Here is a 17,915-nt window from a genome sequence, read left to right on the forward strand (position 1 = left end):
TCTCCGCCCGGCACGCGCGTGCCGCGCTCCGAAAAATGCCGTAGCCCTTTAATTCACACTATCTTTTACTAATGTAGTGAAATACATTGCAATCAATCTGTCGTGGCTAGACTTTTTGCCCGGCACATTTTTTTGGCAAAATAACCGGTAGTTTTATCGGGTCGCGCCTGGACACTCTACGGGGCACGACTCTGCACTCCGCAAGACTTGGCCGATGGCGGTATTACGCCTGCCGGGCAGCCCAATGGCGGTTTATCCTGTATAATTGGTTGTATGTGCCTGACAGTATTGCTGTTGGCAAGATGGGAGCAAGGAAGTCATGCTGAGCGCGAGATTCGCTTTTCACCGGCGTCTGGCCGGAACGTTGTTAGCGGTGACGCTGTTGCCGTGGGGGGGGAGTGCATTAGCCGAGGAAGGGGGAGCATCCCGAGAGGCGCCCCAGGCACTATCCCCGTCGACGCCTGCCGCCGAACTACAGTCATGGCTGCCCGCCGGGATCACGCTACATTATGGCTCGCTGTTGGCACAACTGTATGCCGCCAATCAGATGCAGCCGATGTGGCGAGATAACGAGGCGCGGCGTGACTTTCAACAGCAGTTGGCGGAGCTGGCGCTGGCTGGCGTGCAACCCCAGTTTGCGCGTTGGGCCGATGAGCTGACGGATGAGCGCATCCAGGGCATGGCGCGCGACGTGTTGCTATCCGATGCGTTGCTGGGCTACCTGCAGTATGTCGCCGGGGTGGGGGCCAATGGCGAGAGTTGGCTGTATGGCGGCAAGCGCTACACGCTCGCGACCCCGCCGACCGGTTTAGTCGACAATTGGCAACGAGCCTTGCATCAGGGAACCCTGACGGTGTTCATCCGTTCGTTGGCGCCCTCCAGTCCACAATACCCGGCGATGCGCGCCGCCTTAGCGACCTTGCTGGGCGAGAGCCAACCCTGGCCGAAGCTGCCCAGCGGGCCGACGATCCGCCCGGGCGACAGTAGCCCCGCGTTACCGATCCTGCGTGAGATCTTACGGCGGAGTGGCGTGTTGTCGGCGAATCAGGCGGACGAGGGGGAGGTTTACACGCCGGCGTTGGTGGCGGCGGTGAAGCGCTTCCAGCGGGATCAGGGATTAACGCCGGATGGCGTCATCGGCCCGCGTACCTATGCCTGGCTCAATGTCACTCCGCAACTCCGCGCCGCACTGCTGGCACTGAATATCCAGCGCCTGCGTATCCTACCGGCGGCGATGCAGACCGGCATTATGGTCAATATTCCCAACTACTCGCTGATCTACTACCGTGATGGTAAGGATGTGTTGGCCTCGCGGGTGATCGTGGGGCGGCCGAGCCGTAAGACACCACTGATGAACAGCGAGCTGAATAACGTGGTGGTCAATCCGCCGTGGAATGTACCGACCAAGCTGGTGCGCGAGGACATCGTGCCCAAGGCGATGCGCGATCCCGGTTACTTCGATCGCCACGGTTATACGTTGCTCTCCGGTTGGAGCAGCGACGCGCAGGTGATCAACCCCTATATGATCGACTGGAACAGTGTCTCGGCGCGCAACTTCCCCTACCGGGTGCGTCAGGCGCCGGGGGCGAGCAATTCGCTGGGACGCTTCAAGTTCAATATGCCGAGCCAGGATGCCATCTATCTGCACGATACGCCGAATCATGCGCTGTTTAATCAGGACATCCGCGCCCTCAGTTCCGGCTGTGTCCGGGTGAATAAGGCCTCGACGCTGGCGGATATGTTGTTGGCTGATGCCGGTTGGAGCGATCAGCGCGTCGCGGCGGCGTTGCAGGCGGGGAATACCCAATATGTTCCGATCCGCCAGCGCATTCCGGTGCGTCTCTATTATCAGACCGCGTGGGTGGATGGCGATGGGGCGCCGCAGTTCCGCACAGATATTTACAATTATGATCAGCTGGCGCGTGAAGGGAGCCGCAGCGCCGCGCAGGCACGTCAGCTTTTCCATCTGTAGCAGGTGGTTATCCTGCCGCTTTGCACTTAGTCACGGCGGTGGAACGGGCAAAAATTTTGTGATGGCCGGCGGCGGCGGCCATCTGGCTGGTTGACGCCGTCGGAAGGGGCAGTTAAGGTGCGCAAATAGGATGCCGCGCAAACGCTTTCACCTCCCGCATCATCAGGGGGGCGCGTGGCGCAAGGCATTAAACGATAGGGGCCGGACAGGCCCCACTTTGTGCGCATTAGGCGTGACGTTCAGCGATTTTTTGCCAGGTCAATATTTGCTCATGGAACCGATAGACTTTCAACGCCGTAAATGGTTGGCGCTCGGTGGTGCGGCAATAGGATTTGCCCTGCTGCCGGGGGTAGCCCAGGCGACCCTTTCGACGCCGCGCCCGCGTGTGCTGGTGCTCAATAATCTCAATACGGGTGAGCGGTTGCGCGCCGAGTTCTTCGATGGCCAAGCCTATATTCCGGAAGAGCTGGCACGTCTCAACCATTTCTTCCGCGATTACCGCGCCAATCAGGTAAAGCGCATCGATCCGCGCCTGTTCGATCAGATCTTTCGCCTGCAACTGTTGTTGGGCAATCAGAAGCCGATCCAGTTGGTCTCCGGCTATCGCTCACCGCTTACCAACCGCGAGCTGCGCGCGCGTAGCCGTGGGGTGGCTAAGCAGAGCTACCATACCAAGGGGCAGGCGATGGACTTCCATATCGAGGGAGTCGCGTTGGCCAACATCCGCAAGGCGGCGCTGAAGATGCGAGCCGGCGGTGTGGGGTATTATCCGCGCAGTAACTTTGTCCATATCGATACCGGGCCGGTCAGGAGTTGGTGATCGACGCGAGGATGCGTATGATGGGGTCAGATAACGGCGATGCCGGCTATAAGCCGGCGTTTTTATGCGCGGAGAATTAAGATGAAATATCACATCATTCCGGTTACGGCCTTCCAGCAAAACTGCACCCTGCTGTGGTGCGAGCAGACACGAGAGGCGGCGGTCGTCGATCCCGGCGGGGAGAGCGCCAAAATCTTGCGGGAAATCGCCGCACGTGACTTGACGGTGACTCAGATCCTGTTGACCCATGGCCATATCGATCATGTTGGCGCGGCGGCGCGTCTGGCGCAGACCCTATCGGTGCCGATCTACGGTCCGCAGCAGGAAGATCAATATTGGCTGGAGCAGCTGTCGCAGCAGGCCGATATGTTTGGCTTTACCGACTGTCAGCCGTTTATGCCGACCCGCTGGCTGCAACAGGGCGATGAGCTGACGGTAGGCAAGGAGCGTTTGGCGGTCTTGCATTGTCCGGGCCATACGCCGGGCCATGTGGTCTATTTCTGCGAGCAGGCACGCCTGGCGCAGGTGGGGGATGTGCTATTTCGTGGCAGCATCGGGCGTAGCGACTTTGCTGGCGGTAACCATCAAGATCTGATCAATAGCATCTGGACCCGGTTGTTCACCCTGGGCGACGATGTGGCGTTTATCCCGGGTCATGGTCCGATGTCGACCATCGGCGAGGAGCGGCGTAGCAATCCCTATGTGCGTGACGAGCCAGAAAACTGGTAGGCCGTCAGCGACGATTACCGAGAGAAAAGACGCGTCAGCGTCTTTTTTTTGGCCGAGAGGTTAGGGGGCGTGCATCTCGCTGAGGATCACCGCCAGGCGGTCGAAGAGCGTTTGCAGCATGTGCTCGGTAAAGGGGGCCAGCATCGGGATCAACATCCCGAGGGTCAGCATGCCGATGGTCAGGGTCAGGGGAAAACCGACCACGAAGATGGAGAGCTGAGGCGTCATGCGGTTGAGCAACCCCAGCGCCATGTTCAGCGTTAACAGCAGGGTGATGAGCGGCAAGGCCAACATCATGCCGTTGAGGAAGATCAGGTGACCGCTCTGCGCCAAGGCGAGAAAGCCATTCCCCGCCAGCGGTGCCGTGGAGAGCGGCAGGGTATGGAAGCTGTCGGACAGCAGCGAGATGATCCACAGATGGCCGTTGAAGCACAAGAACAGTAGCAGCATCAGCAGATTGAGCAGTCGCGCCAGCACCGGCATGTTGGGGCCGCCGGAGGGGTCGAAGAAGGTGGCGAACGATAGCCCCATTTGCATGCCGATCACCTCGCCAGCCAGGCGCACCGCGGCGAAGGCCAGCTGCATGGTCAGGCCGATGGCACAGCCGATGAGGATCTGCTGGATCGCCAGCCACAGGGCGCCGCCACTGGCCAGGGTGATGGTGGTCGGCGGTAACTGGGGGGCGATCAGAAAGGCGGTCAGCGCCGCCAGGGCGATGCGGACCTTACGCGGGATCGCTTTCTCGCCCAGCAGCGGTGCGGTGCTGTATAGCGCCAGTAGACGCACGAAGGGCCAGAAAAACTGCCCGAGTAACAGCGTGAGCTGGGCGGGATCGAAGGTGATCATGGCTAGCCGATCAGATTCGGCAGGCTGCTGAAGAGGGTGCGCATATAGTCTAGCAGCAGGCTTAGCATCCAGGGACCCGCCACCACCAGGGTGGCGAAGACGGCGAGGATCTTGGGGATAAACGATAGCGTCATCTCGTTGATCTGCGTCGCCGCCTGCAACAGGCTGATCAGCAGGCCACTGATCAACGCCGCCAATAGCAACGGGGTGGCCAGCGCCAGCCCCACTTTCATCGCCTGATAGCCCAGGGCCATTACCGATTCGGGTGTCATGGCATTCTCCGGTTAGGTGTAGAAGCTCTGCGCCAGGGAGCCGAGTAGCAGTTGCCAGCCATCCACCAGGACGAATAGCATCAGTTTAAAGGGCAGCGAGATGGTGGCTGGCGGGACCATCATCATCCCCAGCGCCATCAATACGCTGGCGACCACCAGGTCGATGATCAGGAACGGAATGAAGACGGTAAAGCCGATCTGGAACGCCGTCTTCAACTCGCTGGTGACATAGGCCGGCAGCAGGATGCGCAGCGGGACATCTTCCGGCCCCTGCATCTGCGGCTGTTTTGCCAGGCGAGCAAACAGGGCTAGATCGGTCTCTCGCGTCTGGCGCAGCATGAAGGCGCGCAGGGGCTTAGCGCCACGCTCCAGGGCTGTCTCCATGCTGATCTTCTGTTCACTGAAGGGCTGATAGGCATCCTGATAGATCTTGTCGAGTACCGGCGACATGATGAAGAAGGTCAGGAACAGTGCCAGCCCCAGCAATACCTGGTTTGGCGGCGCGGAGGGGGTACCCAACGCGTTGCGGAGCAGACCGAGGACGATGATGATCCGTGTGAAGCTGGTCATCAACAGCAACACGGCGGGCAGGAAGCTGAGCGAGGTCAGGAAGACCAGCGTCTGCACCGGCAGTGACCAGCTTTGCCCACCGTGGGCAAGCGGTTGACTGATGATGCCGGGCAACTGGGCCAGCGCCGCCGGCGCACAGAGTAGTAGCCCCGGCAGCAGGGTATAACGCAGGATACGCCGCATCAGGAGTTCTCTTTGTTTCGGCCAAATCGCTGGCGAGCGGCCTGGCGCAATAACTGCTGGAACGAGGCGGCCTGCGCCTGCTTGCCTGCGCGAGGCGAGGTTGGCGTCGGCGGTGCCTCGAAGGTATGCAGAGGAGTAATGGTGTGGGCGGTGACGCCCAGCAGCAGACATTGGTTGTCGACTTCGACGACGACCAGCCGTTCGCGCTGGCCGAGGTTACAACTGGCGCGCACGTTGAGCAGCCGCTCGCCACGCGGGCGGGCGACGAAGCCGAGGCGTTTCGCCAGCCAAGCCAGTACCAGGATCAGCAGCAGAATACCGCCCAGCGTACCGCCCACTTGGGTCAGTACGCTCTCCGTCGGTAAGGCGGGGGCGCTGGGTAGCGCGGCGATGGCGGTTGACATCTCAGCGACTCAGACGGCGCATGCGCTCGGAGGGGGTGATAATGTCGGTAATACGTACACCGAACTTGTCGTTGACGACCACCACTTCCCCTTGGGCGATCAGATAGCCGTTGATCAGCACATCCAGCGGTTCGCCCGCCAGCCCGTCCAGCGACACGACAGAGCCCTGCGACAGGCGCAGCAGCTCCTTGATGGTCATCTTGGTACGACCCAGCTCCACGGTCAGTTTTACCGGGATGTCGAGGATCAGATCGATATCTTGGCCGGCACTGCTCCCCAGGGTTGCCCCCTCTTCCAGATTCTGGAAGATATCACCGCTGTGTTGACTGGCGGCCTGTTGTTCTCCCATAGCTTCCGCCCACAGGTCGGCGGCGTCATCCTGAGCGTCAGCTGACGGCTTGTTGGCGTCACTCATCGGAATTTCCTCGCGAAGTCACATCTAAAATAGGATTAATCATTTTTTCTACGCGTAGTGCGTATTGGCCGTGGTAGCAGCCATATTGGCAGGTTAACACCGGTACACCGTCGACATTGGCGATCAGTCGATCCGGCCGATCGATGGGTAGCACGTCGCCAACCTGTAACTTGAGTACGTCGGAGAGACGTAGCGGAATATCGACAAAGTTAGCGACCAGCTCCAGTTCGGAATGCTGCACCTGCTTGCTGAGCGTATCGCGCCAGTGCTGATCCTCCTGCTTGGAGTTCTCCAGCGGGGGGTTGACCAGCAGTTCGCGCAACGGTTCGATCATCGAGAAGGGAATGCAGATGTTGAACTCCCCGCTTAGCGCGCCGACTTCCACGGTAAAGGGCGTGGTGACGACGATATCGTTAGGCGAGGTGGTGATATTGGTAAACTTCACCTGGATCTCCGAACGGACGTATTCGACCTCCAGCTTGAAGATGGCCCCCCAGGCATCACGATAGGCATCGAGAGCCAGGCGTAGCATGCGCTGGATCACCCGTTGTTCGGTATGGGTAAATTCACGCCCATCCACCTTGGTCGGGAAACGGCCATCGCCACCGAACAGGTTATCCACCGCCATAAAGACCAGGCTGGGTTCGAAGACCATCAATGCCGTGCCGCGTAGCGGCTTCAGGTGGACCAGGTTGAGGTTGGTCGGTACCGGCAGGTTGCGGGCAAACTCATGATAGGGCTGGATGCGTACCGCACCGACGGTGATGTCGGGGCTGCGCCGTAGCAGGTTAAACAGCCCCATACGGAATTGACGGGCGAAACGCTCGTTAACGATCTCTAACGCCTGTAGGCGTTCGCGCACCACGCGGCGTTGCGTGGTGGGATCATAGGGGCGAACCTCGCCATCGCGATGTTCTAGGGACGCATGCTGCTCGCTGGGCGCGGCATCGCTGTCGCCATTGAGCAGCGCGTCTATTTCGGCTTGAGACAGAATGCTATCGGACATAAGGGTTACCGCAGGATGAACGCTGTGAACATGACATCATTGACCACTTGGCCGGCTTGGCCGTTGATGACTGGCGCGCGCAGGGTGGCTTTAATCTCGTCCATCAATGCCTTCTTGCCCTGCTCGGTCGCCAATGCGGAGGCCTGTTGGCGTGAGAGCAGCAGTAGTAAACGGCTGCGAACTTCGGGCAGGTAGTCGTTTAGACGCTTGCGCGTCAGCTCGTTCGGCAGACGCAAGGTGATGCCGACGTACAGGACGCGATCGCTATCATCGTCATTGCCCAACAGATTAACCGTAAACGGATCCAATGCCATGAAGACGGGAAGCGGTGCGGGTGCCTGTTTGGCAACGTGTGATTGGCTTTGTTGATAATAGTGCCAGCCGAAGTAGCCGCCGCCGGCGGCCAGCGCGGCCAAGATCACCAACAGGATCAATACCCATTTGCGCCGTTTTCCGGAGCGGTTAGGGAGTGACATATCAGACATAAGGGGGATGATTCCTGTAGCTGTGTGCGCAAGGCGCGTGGAAATTCGCTAACGCTATTATCCCTGCCGCGTCGTCGGAACAATGGCAGGAATAACGTGAAAAAACGGGGCTAATCGAGCGATTGCCCCGTTAGCGCGGCCGCGTTGCGCTACACGCTGATGTCGACGGCACCCAGATGGCGGCGTACGACGGTGGGCGCCGCCGGATCCAACGGGGCCGGGGCCGCGTTGTCGGCCAGGCTGAAGACGGCACCGGACGCCGACTCTTGGCGCTGCTGTTGGCCGCCGTTCCATTGGGATTGCGCCTCGCCACCGATGCTGCTCTGCCCCAGTTGGATGCCGCTTTCCGCCAGCGCGGTGCGCAGGTGAGGCAGGGCCGCCTCCAAGGCGGCTCGGACTTGGCTATGGGCGGCGGCCATGTGCAACTGAGCCTGATTATCGTCCAGACGCAGACTGATCTGTATCGCGCCGAGATCCTGCGGGTGTAGGCGCAGTTCGGCTTGATGTTGCCCGTTGCGGGTAAACATCAACACCTGTTGGCCGAGCGCCTGTTGCCACTCATTGCTCCCCAATGGCGCACTGAGCAGGGGGGCGCTGGCGGTGGCGGGTGAGGCCAGCGGCGCGGCATTCACCGACGGCGTGGCCGGTGTCATGTTCACGCTGTGGTGTAGCGCCGTCGGCGTGATGGCCTGCGCGCTAGTGGGCGTCTGCCCCTCATGGCTCAGCGCGCGGCGGTTCGGGGCATCCAGGCTGATCAGGGTGCTGCCGGTGTCGACGCTATTGATCCCCGGCGTCGTGGGGGAGGTCTTGGCTTGCAGCAGCGGGGTGAAGTCGCTCGCGCGTACCGCGCTATGTTCATCGCCGCGCGCCGTCTCCAGCAGATGACTCAGCGAGGCATCATGCGCTCCTTGGCGGGGGGTGAGCAGACGCGCCAGATCATCATGTTGGCTCACGCCCGCCTCTGCCGTTAACGGGCGCGGTGCGTCAGCGCGCGCCGGCAGCATGGCTAGCAAGGCGGCGATGGCTTGCTGTGCACCGGCCTGGTCCACGTCGGGAGAGCGAGGGGTGTCCGTCGCCATGGGTGGCGTCTGCAGCAGGGCAAGGGGGGTATCGGGCAAGGGGGTGACACCGTCCGGCGTCGCGGTACGCAACTGTTCAAGCAGCGTCTGACGCTGCTGTGCATCTAACTGTGAGAGGCGGCCGAGCAAGGCCGATTGGGGGCCTTTGGCGTCGCCGTCGAGCGAGGCTTGCAGGTTTTGGAGTAGCGCCTGCTTATCTCCCGGTTGGCTGAGCAGCGCCAGGATATCGGCAAACGGGGAGCCATCGACGGCTGGCGTCGTCGCCGTCGGGCTATCCGACTGGGCGCCGAGCGAGGTAAGCGTGATGGCCACGGGCGTTGTCATGATTTTTCTCTCCTCAGGCTGGCACGCTGAGCGTACTCATCCATCCGTTTTTGATCTTGTTTGTTCAGTATGCTCTGGCGCTGCGCCTCGGCGCGTTCGTGCAAGGTGCTGAAGGCGTTGAGACGCTGGTGTTTCTGTTGCCAGCTATGTGTCGCGCTCTCCAGGCGGGTGCGGCATTGGGCCAGTTGACCGCGATGCTGCTCGATGGCCTGCTCCAGCGTCAGGATAAACTGCTGGTAGTTATACCAACTGGCCGCCGCGATACCGCCGCTCATCCCGCGATTCAGACGCTGGCGGTACTCATCCTGGTAGTTCAGCAACATCTCCAGTTGTTGCTGAGCCTGCTGGCATGCCTGACGGGCATGGCCCAGGGCGCGAGTCGCCTGATCGACATCCTGTTGCGCCAGTTCGCGCAGGGTATTTAATGCTGATGACATCTCAACCTCCGGCCTGGATGCGGCTATCACTCAGTAAACAGTGCCTGTAGCGCGTTACAGGCTTGTGCGTAGTCGCTGCGTTCAAAAATGCCCTGTTGCAGGAAAGCCTCGAGCTGCGGATAGAGCGCGATGGCCTGATCCAGTAGGGGATCGCTCCCGCGCGCATAGGCGCCGACGCTGATCAGATCCCGGTTGCGCTGATAACTGGAGAGTAGCTGCTTGAAGCGACGAACCCGGGCGTAGTGCGCCTCATCGATCAGCGAGGTCATGGCGCGGCTGATCGAGGCCTCAATGTCGATGGCTGGGTAGTGACCCGCCTCGGCCAGGCGGCGCGATAGCACCACATGACCATCGAGGATGGCGCGCGCCGAGTCGGCGATGGGATCTTGTTGGTCGTCCCCCTCGGTCAGTACGGTATAGAAGGCGGTGATCGAGCCGCCACCGCTGATACCGTTACCGGCACGCTCGACCAGGGCGGGCAGTTTGGCGAAGACCGAGGGCGGGTAACCCTTGGTCGCCGGCGGTTCGCCGATCGCCAGGGCGATCTCGCGTTGTGCCATGGCGTAGCGGGTCAGGGAGTCCATGATCAGCAGGACATGCTGGCCGCGATCGCGGAAGTCTTCGGCGATACGCGTGGCGTAGGCGGCACCTTGCATGCGCAGTAACGGCGAGACATCCGCCGGGGCGGCAATCACCACCGAGCGTTTACGTCCCTCTTCACCGAGGATATTTTCGATGAAGTCTTTCACCTCTCGACCACGTTCGCCGATCAAGCCGACCACGATCACGTCGGCCTGGGTGTAGCGTGCCATCATGCCCAGCAGCACACTCTTACCGACCCCGGAGCCGGCGAATAACCCCATACGCTGGCCACGCCCTACCGTCAGCAGGGCGTTGATCGCTCGCACGCCGACGTCCAAGACCTGGGTGATGGGTGTGCGTTGTAACGGGTTGAAGGGCTGGCTGCTGAGCCCGCCATGGTCGCTCTCGTCGGGCGGCGGTAATCCATCCAAGGGACGCGCGCTGCCGTCGAGTACCCGCCCGAGCAAGGCCGGGCCGAGGGGTAACTGCTTGCCGCTGTGCAGGGCGGCGGCGGGGGCCCAGACGCGAGCGCCGGGAACGATGCCGTCGACCTCTTCCAGCGGCATCAGAAACAGTTGGCGACCATTAAAGCCGACGACCTCAGCCTCGACATCGATGATTTGCTGACCGTCGTGGCGTTCGACGCGGCAGGTGGCGCCGATCGGCAACTGGAGTCCGGTCGCCTCCAGCACCAGGCCGGTGGCGCGGGTCAACTTACCGTAGCGTCGCGCCTCCGGTAGGGTAGGGATGCGGCGCTCGAGGGTCGCCAAGGCGCCGAGCCAGGTGTCGAGCCGGCTACTCATAGCGGCAGCTCCGGCGCGGCCAGCTTACACAGCTCCTGCCAGCGGGTGGCGATGCTGGCGTCCAGCTCGCCGCCCTCGGCACTGATCTTGCAGCCGCCGCGATGCAATTGGGTATCGGCCAGCAGCTTCCAGCCCTGTTGCTCCAACTGCACCCCGAGATGCTGCTGCACCAGCGGCAGATCCTGGGGGTTGACGCGCAGCTGGAGGTTACCGCTGAACAGCGGCTCCTGCTGGATCAACTGCTGGATCTGTTGCAGGACACCGCTGGCATCGCACAGCGGTGTCTGGCCGATGATCTGCTTGGCGGCGGTCAACGCCAGCTGCATCAGGCGCGCGGCGATGACGCCATCCAAGGAGTTAAGGGAGCGTTGAAACTCGCCGGAGAGTGTGCGCCAGCTGTCCAGCAGCGGTTGCTGCTCGGCCAGCGCCTGCTGCATGCCCTGGGTGCGTCCCTCGGCCAGTCCCTGCTGAAAACCGGCGTCGTAGCCCTGTTTCTCGCCTTGTTGCAGGCCGATCTGTAACCCCTGCTGTTGGGCGTCGTGGCGCAGACGCTCCAGCTCAGCCTGGGTTGCGGCGGCCTGCGCCTGGGCGGCGGCGTTGGTATCCTCGGCCGCATTGGCTTCGTTACGGGCGCGTAACGGACGACGCGGCGCAGCGAAGTCGCGCATCTCCCAGCGTTGCCAACGCGGATCGCGAGCCTCCGGGCTGTCTTTGGCGAGGACCTGCTTACGAAAGGGAGAGTTAGACATAGGTATCCTCGCCACCGCCGATGACGATCTCGCCGCTCTCCGCCAGACGGCGGACGATCAGCAGGATGGACTTCTGCTCGGCCTCGACCAGCGACAGGCGTACCGGGCCACGGGTGGCCAGATCGTCGCGCAGGATATCGGCGGCACGCTGAGACATGTTGCGCATAAACTTCTCGCGCAAGGCCTCGTCCGCCCCCTTCAAGGCGATCAGTAGCGACTCGTTCTCCACTTCCTGCAGGATACGTTGGATGCTGCGGTCGTCGACATCCACCAGATTCTCGAACAGGAACATCTCGTCGATGATCTTCTGCGCCAGTTCGCCGTCGTGGCTGCGCATGGCGTCGATGACCGACTCTTCCTGCTGACTCTTCATCAGGTTGATGATCTCGGCGGCGGTACGTACGCCCCCCAGCTTGCTGCGCTTGAGATTCTGGCCGTCGAGCAGGTTATTCAGCACGTCGGTCAGCTCCTGGAGCGCCGTCGGCTGCACCCCGCCGAAGGTGGCGATACGCAGCATGACGTCGTTACGCTGGCGCTCGTCGAAGTGCGCCAGGATATCCGCCGCCTGGGCGCGCTTCAGGTGCACCAGGATGGTGGCGATAATCTGCGGGTGTTCCTCGCGGATGATATCGGCGGCCGCCTGCGGCTCCATAAAGTTGAGGGTTTCGATGCCGTTGGCGGTATCGCGTGACTCCAGGATGTCTTCCAGCAAGCTGGCGGCGCGCTCTTCGCCCAGTGCCTTGACCAGCACCGAACGCAGGTAGTCGCCAGCATTGACGCTCAGGGCGGCGAACTGCTCGGCCTCATCCTGAAACTCATTCAACACCTCACTCAGTTGCTGATGCGAGACCTGGCGCATCCCGGCCATGGTACTACTGAGTTGTTGTACCTCTCGGGTCGAGAGGTGTTTAAACACTTCGGCGGCGCGGTCTTCGCCGATGGTCATCAATAATACCGCGCTTTTTTCGGTCGCAGTCAGGCTCATTGTGGTTCTGTGCTCATCCATTGGCGGATCACCAGCGCGACAACGCGCGGATCCTGCTCTGCCATTTCACGTACGCGTTCGGTTTGCGCTTCGGCGGTCGTACGCTGTTGTAGCTTACGACGCTGTTGTAGCTCTTCGTTGCTCGGTTGCTTGACCGGCTGCGCGGATACCGGTGAGGTATTGACTTGCTGGCGCAGGGCGGCGGCTTGCTGCTGTTTGGTCAGCATCGGTTTCACCAGCTTGCGCCACAGCAGCCAGGCGACCAGGGCGACTAACAGGTAACGGCCCAACGTGCTCAGCAGATCGATAAAGGCCTGTTTCTGCCAGAAGGGCAGTTCGCCGCCGTTATCGGCTACGCTGTTGAACGGTGTGTTGACGACGCTCAGCGTATCCCCACGATTCTGGGAGAAGCCCATCGCCTCACGAACCAGGTTATTGATCTGATCCATCTTCTCTTGTGAGAGCGCGACCTCTTTCCCTTGCGGGGTGGTGGCGTAGTTGACCACCACGGCGACGGACAGGCGTTCGATGCCGCCAGCACGCTCTTGAGTATGACGAATGGTCCGATCGACCTCATAGTTCGTGGTCTCGTCGCGTCGTATATTCTCGTTACGGCTCGCCAGTCGACCATTATTGCTAAGGGTGCTGCTACGGCTTGGTGTCGACTCGTTGCGATTCCGCCCGTTGGTTCCAGTGCTATTGCGCGGCTTATCGATGTTGCCGGTCGCCGGTGGCGCCGGTTCGTTCGACAGCGCACCCGGGACACCACCGTTTAGCTGGCCACCGGACTGATCGCTCTGGCTGATCTGCTGGCTGCGGATCGCCGCCTGGTTTGGCAACTGATTCGGCTTGTACTCCTCATCGGTCTGCTCACGGTTGGCGAAGTCGAGTTGGGCGGTGACCTGGGCATGGACGTTACCGCTGCCGAGCATCGGCTGCAGGATGGTCTCAATACGGCGTTGCAGGCGGCCTTCCACCTCGGAGGTAAACTTCAGTTGGGCGGCATTCAGATCGCGCCCGGTGCCGTCGGGCTGGGTCAGCAGATGACCGAACTGATCGACGACGGTGACGTTACCCGGCGGCAGGCCGGCGACGCTGCTGGAGACCATATAGACGATGGCATTGATCTGGCCATCATCTAAGGCGCGTCCCGGTTCCAGCGTCAGCGTGACCGAGGCGGAGGGCTGTTTCTGTTCGCGTACGAATAGCGACGGCTTGGGCAGGGCCAAATGCACGCGGGCGCTGACCACCGGGCCGAGCGTCTCAATGGTACGTGCCAGCTCCCCTTCTAAGGCGCGCTGGTAGTTGACCTGTTCGCTGAATTGGCTAATGCCGAATTTCTCTTGATCGAGCAGCTCGAAGCCAACCGCGCCTCCTTTAGGTAGCCCCTGTTGGGCCAGCTTGAGGCGCAGGTCATACACCTTGTCCGCCGGTACCATCAGCGTGGTGCCATTGTTGGCGAAACGGTAGGGGATGTTCATCTGGCTGAGTTGCGTGACAATGGCGCCGCCATCGCGATCGCTGATGTTGCTGTACAGAACCCGATAGTCGGGCGCGCGCGCCCATAGCGCCAGTACGACGACAATGGCAATGGCGACGGCGCTGGCCAACAGTAAGGGAATTTTGGGATTGGCCCGTACGCGCTCCAGTATGGCTTTAATACTATTTTCAGCGCTCTTTGCTGCGGTGCCTGCGGTACCGGTGGCTGAAGCGTTCATGGGCTTACCTTATTGTTCAGTTGCGTCCGGACCTGAGGCCGGTATGAATGGATGTGTAACAAATCAGACTCCCTGACGCGGCAATGCGAATCGCGGAATACCTGCAAAAGCAGGCACTTTATTATTGGCATGTGCTGGCAAAACGATGGCGGGAGAAAGGGTCATTTTTGGTGTCATTTACCCGCTTTGCCTTTGGCGTCTTATGGTAGGTTGTCATGCAATCGGCAGTTTCAATCATTAAGGAGCCTTTCGTGGCAGTCACCGGCATCGAGAACGTCTTACAACAACTTCAGGCCACCGCGCTTTCCGCCAGTAACCGCACGCCACAAGAGAGCGTGGCACCGGGCGCGTTTTCCACCGAGCTGAAGGCGGCCATCGATCGCATCAGTGACAATCAGAACCATGCCCGCGTCCAGGCACAGCAGTTCGAGATGGGCGTGCCCGGCGTGGCGCTTAACGATGTGATGCTCGATCTGCAGAAATCCAGCGTCTCCCTACAGATGGGGATCCAGGTTCGTAACCGTCTGGTCGCCGCCTATCAGGACATCATGAACATGCAGGTTTAGCCGTGTGCTTTACTGTCCCTGGTGAGGCGATACAATAGGGCCTCTTTGTTCCTGCCTCGTTAAGGAGAGCATCATGCGCTCGCTCTATCTGTTGGCGTCGTTAGTCTTACTCAGCGCCTGTAGCAGCGCTCCGGGTCACTTCGTGCGTAGCGAGGAGGATCCGGTTTCACACTCCCTGGTGTATCGCTTCGATCCCGCCCAGGTCGATCGGGCGGCCATGGAGGCCGATGCATTATCCTATTGCCGACATAATGGTTTCGATCGCGCCTATGCCATTCCCGGGCTGAAGTCGAGCCCCACCGGGCAGGCCCGCGCGGCGTATCTGTGTGTCTATCAACCGGTACACGCCGTCACCAGCGATAAGCGATAAATTCATCGACATCGATCAGTGCACTAGCAATGTCACGTCATTCGATATATATTTAGTTATATAGCGATAGCTGAACTCGATTGCTCACGGCTTATCGCTCACATTGTTTGATACAGTCTACTTTTTGCTTTCATTCCCCCGTGCCTTGGTGCGGGGTCTTTTTATCTCTTGCTTCAGGGGGCGTGAAGGAGAGGGGGAGACGGGGCCAGTGCCCGGCGCACCGCATCTTGTCATCGAGGCTGCTATGACAGTATGGGACGCCAGCGGACTGGTGGAAAGAGGGTGAGAGGCGATGTGATGATGCGTTATTATAGGTGCTCGCCGGGCAGCAGGATCTCGCCGGTGAACTGACCATAGGCATGGCTCAAGGCCTGTTGACGGTTACCGTTGCCGATCAACTGGCGTAATTCGTCCATCCTGGCCTGGAGCTGTTTTTTCACGTCAGCCTCGTTGCTTAGGATCTGCTGTATTATCTGGCGCAGTTGGTTTTGCTGCGCCGGGGTCGGTTCAGACTGTGACATCAGTTGGGCCGTGTTCGATACCGCCGTAATGTAGTCCACCTCCAGCGCGATCAGCGCCTCCCATTGGTCTTGCTGTGCTAAGTCACGCATGCGCTCGCTTAAGGCCAGAACCTGATGGTAGGCTTGGAGTAGCGGCGGTAGTCCATACATAGTGTTACCCCTGCTGGGTGGTTGGAGAGTGGGGGCCTATTTGGCGCCAGGCGTCTGCAATGTTGTCGAGGAGTTCTGTCACGTGGCGAACGGCGTCGGCATCGTTGTGCAGGTTAGCCTGCAGTAGACGTTGCACCATATAGTCGTACAGCGCGCTCAGGTTCTGTGCCAACTCGCCACCCTTCTCCAGATCCAATCCAGCCTTGAGGCCGTTATCGATGATGTTGATGGCTTTGCTGAGCGCCTGCCCTTTTAGTGCGACTTGCCCAGCATCGATATGCAGCGCTGCGCGAACCAGGGCGCTATGCGCCCCGTCAAACAGCATCACGATCAGTTGGTGTGGACTGGCGCTCATCGCGCCGCTCTCCAGTCCGACTTTTGCATAGGCTTGGCTGCCCATTGCGTTATACATAGTAACGATTACCCTTATTTACTGTTGCTCATAGCATTAAATTGTTGGGTGAGATAACTACTGGTGCTGTTCAGTTTGGCCATCATCTTATCCAGTTGGACAAACTGGGCCTTATAGCGGTTGATGGTCTCGTCGATACTCTGATTGACGCTATCGATACGATCGCTCAGGTGCTGCAGGCTGTTGTTGATGCTCTTGGTGGTCGAGTCGATGACGCCATCGCTCTTGATATAGCTCTGGATCTCTTTGTGGATCATGTTAGCCATACCGCTATCTTTGCCGTCGCCGACAAAGAAGTGCTGCAATTGTTCTGGGTATTCGTCGATGACTTTCTTCAGTTTGCTGTCGTCGATACTCAGTTTGCCGGTCTGCGGATCGGTACTGATGCCCAGGTTCCCCAGCCCCTTGATGTTAGGGTTGTCTTGCGCCGAGCTCATCACCCCTTTGACGCCGGACTGGATGGCGCGCAGCGTGTTGTCGCCCAGCAGAGGGCCGTTGGTGAAGTTTTCGGCCTGGCCTTTCTTGACCGGGGTAAACTTGGTCAGCGAGGCGAAGGTATCGATCAGCGAGTTATAGCCGTCGACCCAATCGTGGATCTTCTTGCTCACGCCTTCGCTGTCGTTGCTGATCACCAGGTTTTGCGTGTCTTTGGTGACGGCTTTTAGCTCCAGCGTCACGCCTTGGGGCGCATCGGTAATCTTATTGCTGCTGCGAGTGATTTCGATGCCGTTCAGGGTCATCTTGGCATCTCGACCTTCAACGGTCTGGGCCATATTCGTCGTACCGGTCGCGGGGTGGCTGCTATCGTAGTTAAGCATATCGCCTAACTTACTGTCCCCGCTGACATTGAGCTTGATATTACTCTTCGCCCCGGTCTCGGCGGCGGTCACGGACAGGGTGTACTCCTTATCGGAGATCTGGATCACACTGGCTCTGACGCCGGCGCCAGACTTATTGATGGCGTCGCGTAACCCGGTCAGGGACGTTTGTTCGTCGCTCAGGGCGATCTTGGTCTCTTTCGGCGGCTCGCCGACGGTGATGGTTAGCTCGCGGCCGCTGGCCCCGGCGCTGCCCATTTGCTCCGTCTGGCTGGTGGCATGAGTCTGTGCAGTCAGGCTCTGTGCCTGAGCCAACTGGGTCACATTGATCGCGTAGTTGCCCGGCACTGCGCTGGCGCTGGTGGTGACGGTAAACTGGTCGTGGCTACTGGCCTTGGTGATGGTGAACGCATCACTTTTCGCCAGCTCCTTGCTCACATCATCGAACTTTTCTAATGCCCCCTTCAGGGTGCCATAGGCGGTCAGCTTGGCCTTATAGCTGCTCTGTTGGGTGGTATAAGGCACCAAGCGTTGTTTCTCGACCCCGGTTAGCTTGGTCAGCAGGGAGTTGAGATCGAGTCCAGAGCCGATCCCCAGTGATGAAATGGTTGCCATGAATATTTCCTTTCTGAATGACTAGTGCGCTATACGCGTTATCGGCTCTGTCCAAGAAAAGTTTACAGAAAGATCGTAAAAAAC

At 60.1% G+C, this 17,915-nt stretch carries 21 protein-coding genes; 5 read left to right on the forward strand and 16 right to left on the reverse strand.

Annotated features, from left to right (window positions below):
• The first annotated feature begins 319 nt into the window (after positions 1-319).
• The 3 genes from ldtD to DCL27_RS06195 all read left to right on the forward strand — a co-directional run bounded on the left by ldtD (position 320) and on the right by DCL27_RS06195 (position 3,521).
• Positions 320-1,972, forward strand: a complete 1,653-nt coding sequence (gene ldtD / locus DCL27_RS06185) for a L,D-transpeptidase (RefSeq protein WP_035599414.1) — start codon at positions 320-322, stop codon at positions 1,970-1,972.
• Positions 1,973-2,243: 271 nt separating this feature from the next.
• Positions 2,244-2,792 carry a YcbK family protein gene (locus tag DCL27_RS06190; protein WP_005287445.1) on the forward strand — a complete coding sequence of 183 codons (549 nt, stop codon included), beginning with the start codon at positions 2,244-2,246 and terminating at the stop codon, positions 2,790-2,792.
• Positions 2,793-2,873: 81 nt separating this feature from the next.
• The gene (locus DCL27_RS06195) at positions 2,874-3,521 is read left to right on the forward strand and encodes an MBL fold metallo-hydrolase (protein WP_005297009.1); all 648 of its coding nucleotides are present in this window, start codon (positions 2,874-2,876) and stop codon (positions 3,519-3,521) included.
• Positions 3,522-3,581: 60 nt separating this feature from the next.
• Here the strand turns inward: DCL27_RS06195 and fliR are convergent, their stop codons facing one another.
• The 13 genes from fliR to fliF all read right to left on the reverse strand — a co-directional run bounded on the left by fliR (position 3,582) and on the right by fliF (position 14,379).
• Positions 3,582-4,367 (reverse strand): flagellar biosynthetic protein FliR, encoded by a 786-nt coding sequence (gene fliR, locus DCL27_RS06200; RefSeq protein ID WP_035599417.1) that lies wholly within the window; start codon positions 4,365-4,367, stop codon positions 3,582-3,584.
• A 2-nt stretch (positions 4,368-4,369) separates the two neighbouring features.
• Positions 4,370-4,639 (reverse strand): flagellar biosynthesis protein FliQ, encoded by a 270-nt coding sequence (fliQ, locus tag DCL27_RS06205; protein ID WP_005297013.1) that lies wholly within the window; start codon positions 4,637-4,639, stop codon positions 4,370-4,372.
• A gap of 12 nt (positions 4,640-4,651) precedes the next feature.
• Positions 4,652-5,392, reverse strand: a complete 741-nt coding sequence (gene fliP, locus DCL27_RS06210) for a flagellar type III secretion system pore protein FliP (RefSeq protein ID WP_005287433.1) — start codon at positions 5,390-5,392, stop codon at positions 4,652-4,654.
• Positions 5,392-5,796, reverse strand: coding sequence for a flagellar biosynthetic protein FliO (gene fliO / locus DCL27_RS06215; RefSeq protein WP_005287429.1), 405 nt, complete (start codon positions 5,794-5,796; stop codon positions 5,392-5,394). Before fliO ends, fliP begins: the two co-directional genes overlap by 1 nt.
• A 1-nt stretch (position 5,797) precedes the next feature.
• A complete protein-coding gene (gene fliN, locus DCL27_RS06220; protein ID WP_005287426.1) occupies positions 5,798-6,211 on the reverse strand; it encodes a flagellar motor switch protein FliN in 414 nt (137 codons plus the stop codon).
• Positions 6,204-7,217: a flagellar motor switch protein FliM gene (fliM, locus tag DCL27_RS06225; RefSeq protein WP_005287424.1), complete on the reverse strand. Its 1,014-nt coding sequence runs from the start codon at positions 7,215-7,217 to the stop codon at positions 6,204-6,206. The genes fliN and fliM overlap by 8 nt, the downstream gene beginning before the upstream one ends.
• A 5-nt stretch (positions 7,218-7,222) precedes the next feature.
• Positions 7,223-7,702: a flagellar basal body-associated protein FliL gene (gene fliL / locus DCL27_RS06230; RefSeq protein ID WP_005287421.1), complete on the reverse strand. Its 480-nt coding sequence runs from the start codon at positions 7,700-7,702 to the stop codon at positions 7,223-7,225.
• A 149-nt stretch (positions 7,703-7,851) separates the two neighbouring features.
• Positions 7,852-9,105: a flagellar hook-length control protein FliK gene (locus DCL27_RS06235; RefSeq protein WP_035599424.1), complete on the reverse strand. Its 1,254-nt coding sequence runs from the start codon at positions 9,103-9,105 to the stop codon at positions 7,852-7,854.
• Positions 9,102-9,542, reverse strand: coding sequence for a flagellar export protein FliJ (fliJ, locus tag DCL27_RS06240; protein ID WP_005297020.1), 441 nt, complete (start codon positions 9,540-9,542; stop codon positions 9,102-9,104). Before fliJ ends, DCL27_RS06235 begins: the two co-directional genes overlap by 4 nt.
• Before the next feature lie 26 nt (positions 9,543-9,568).
• Complete coding sequence (gene fliI, locus DCL27_RS06245) at positions 9,569-10,927, reverse strand: flagellar protein export ATPase FliI (protein WP_035599427.1); 1,359 nt, start codon at positions 10,925-10,927, stop codon at positions 9,569-9,571.
• Entirely contained in the window at positions 10,924-11,676 is a 753-nt protein-coding gene (gene fliH, locus DCL27_RS06250; RefSeq protein WP_035599431.1) for a flagellar assembly protein FliH, read from the reverse strand. The genes fliI and fliH overlap by 4 nt, the downstream gene beginning before the upstream one ends.
• On the reverse strand, positions 11,669-12,661 hold the full coding sequence (gene fliG, locus DCL27_RS06255) for a flagellar motor switch protein FliG (RefSeq protein ID WP_005287405.1): 993 nt from the start codon (positions 12,659-12,661) through the stop codon (positions 11,669-11,671). The genes fliH and fliG overlap by 8 nt, the downstream gene beginning before the upstream one ends.
• Positions 12,658-14,379 (reverse strand): flagellar basal-body MS-ring/collar protein FliF, encoded by a 1,722-nt coding sequence (gene fliF / locus DCL27_RS06260; protein ID WP_035599435.1) that lies wholly within the window; start codon positions 14,377-14,379, stop codon positions 12,658-12,660. The genes fliG and fliF overlap by 4 nt, the downstream gene beginning before the upstream one ends.
• A 251-nt stretch (positions 14,380-14,630) precedes the next feature.
• Here fliF and fliE point away from each other — a divergent pair, with 251 nt between their 5' ends.
• Together fliE and DCL27_RS06270 are read left to right on the forward strand one after the other, a co-directional pair.
• Complete coding sequence (fliE, locus tag DCL27_RS06265) at positions 14,631-14,945, forward strand: flagellar hook-basal body complex protein FliE (RefSeq protein ID WP_005297033.1); 315 nt, start codon at positions 14,631-14,633, stop codon at positions 14,943-14,945.
• 73 nt (positions 14,946-15,018) lie between these two features.
• Entirely contained in the window at positions 15,019-15,315 is a 297-nt protein-coding gene (locus DCL27_RS06270; RefSeq protein WP_005287388.1) for a hypothetical protein, read from the forward strand.
• Positions 15,316-15,623: 308 nt separating this feature from the next.
• Here DCL27_RS06270 and fliT read toward each other — a convergent pair whose 3' ends face one another.
• The 3 genes from fliT to fliD are packed head-to-tail and all read right to left on the reverse strand — an operon-like array spanning position 15,624 to position 17,831.
• Positions 15,624-15,986 (reverse strand): flagella biosynthesis regulatory protein FliT, encoded by a 363-nt coding sequence (fliT, locus tag DCL27_RS06275; RefSeq protein WP_035599437.1) that lies wholly within the window; start codon positions 15,984-15,986, stop codon positions 15,624-15,626.
• Between the two features lie 4 nt (positions 15,987-15,990).
• The gene (gene fliS / locus DCL27_RS06280) at positions 15,991-16,398 is read right to left on the reverse strand and encodes a flagellar export chaperone FliS (protein WP_035599440.1); all 408 of its coding nucleotides are present in this window, start codon (positions 16,396-16,398) and stop codon (positions 15,991-15,993) included.
• Between the two features lie 14 nt (positions 16,399-16,412).
• Positions 16,413-17,831: a flagellar filament capping protein FliD gene (gene fliD / locus DCL27_RS06285; protein ID WP_035599443.1), complete on the reverse strand. Its 1,419-nt coding sequence runs from the start codon at positions 17,829-17,831 to the stop codon at positions 16,413-16,415.
• Between the last annotated feature and the right edge of the window lie 84 nt (positions 17,832-17,915).

The sequence above is a fragment of the Edwardsiella tarda ATCC 15947 = NBRC 105688 genome, assembly GCF_003113495.2.
GTDB classification, from domain to species: Bacteria; Pseudomonadota; Gammaproteobacteria; order Enterobacterales; family Enterobacteriaceae; genus Edwardsiella; species Edwardsiella tarda.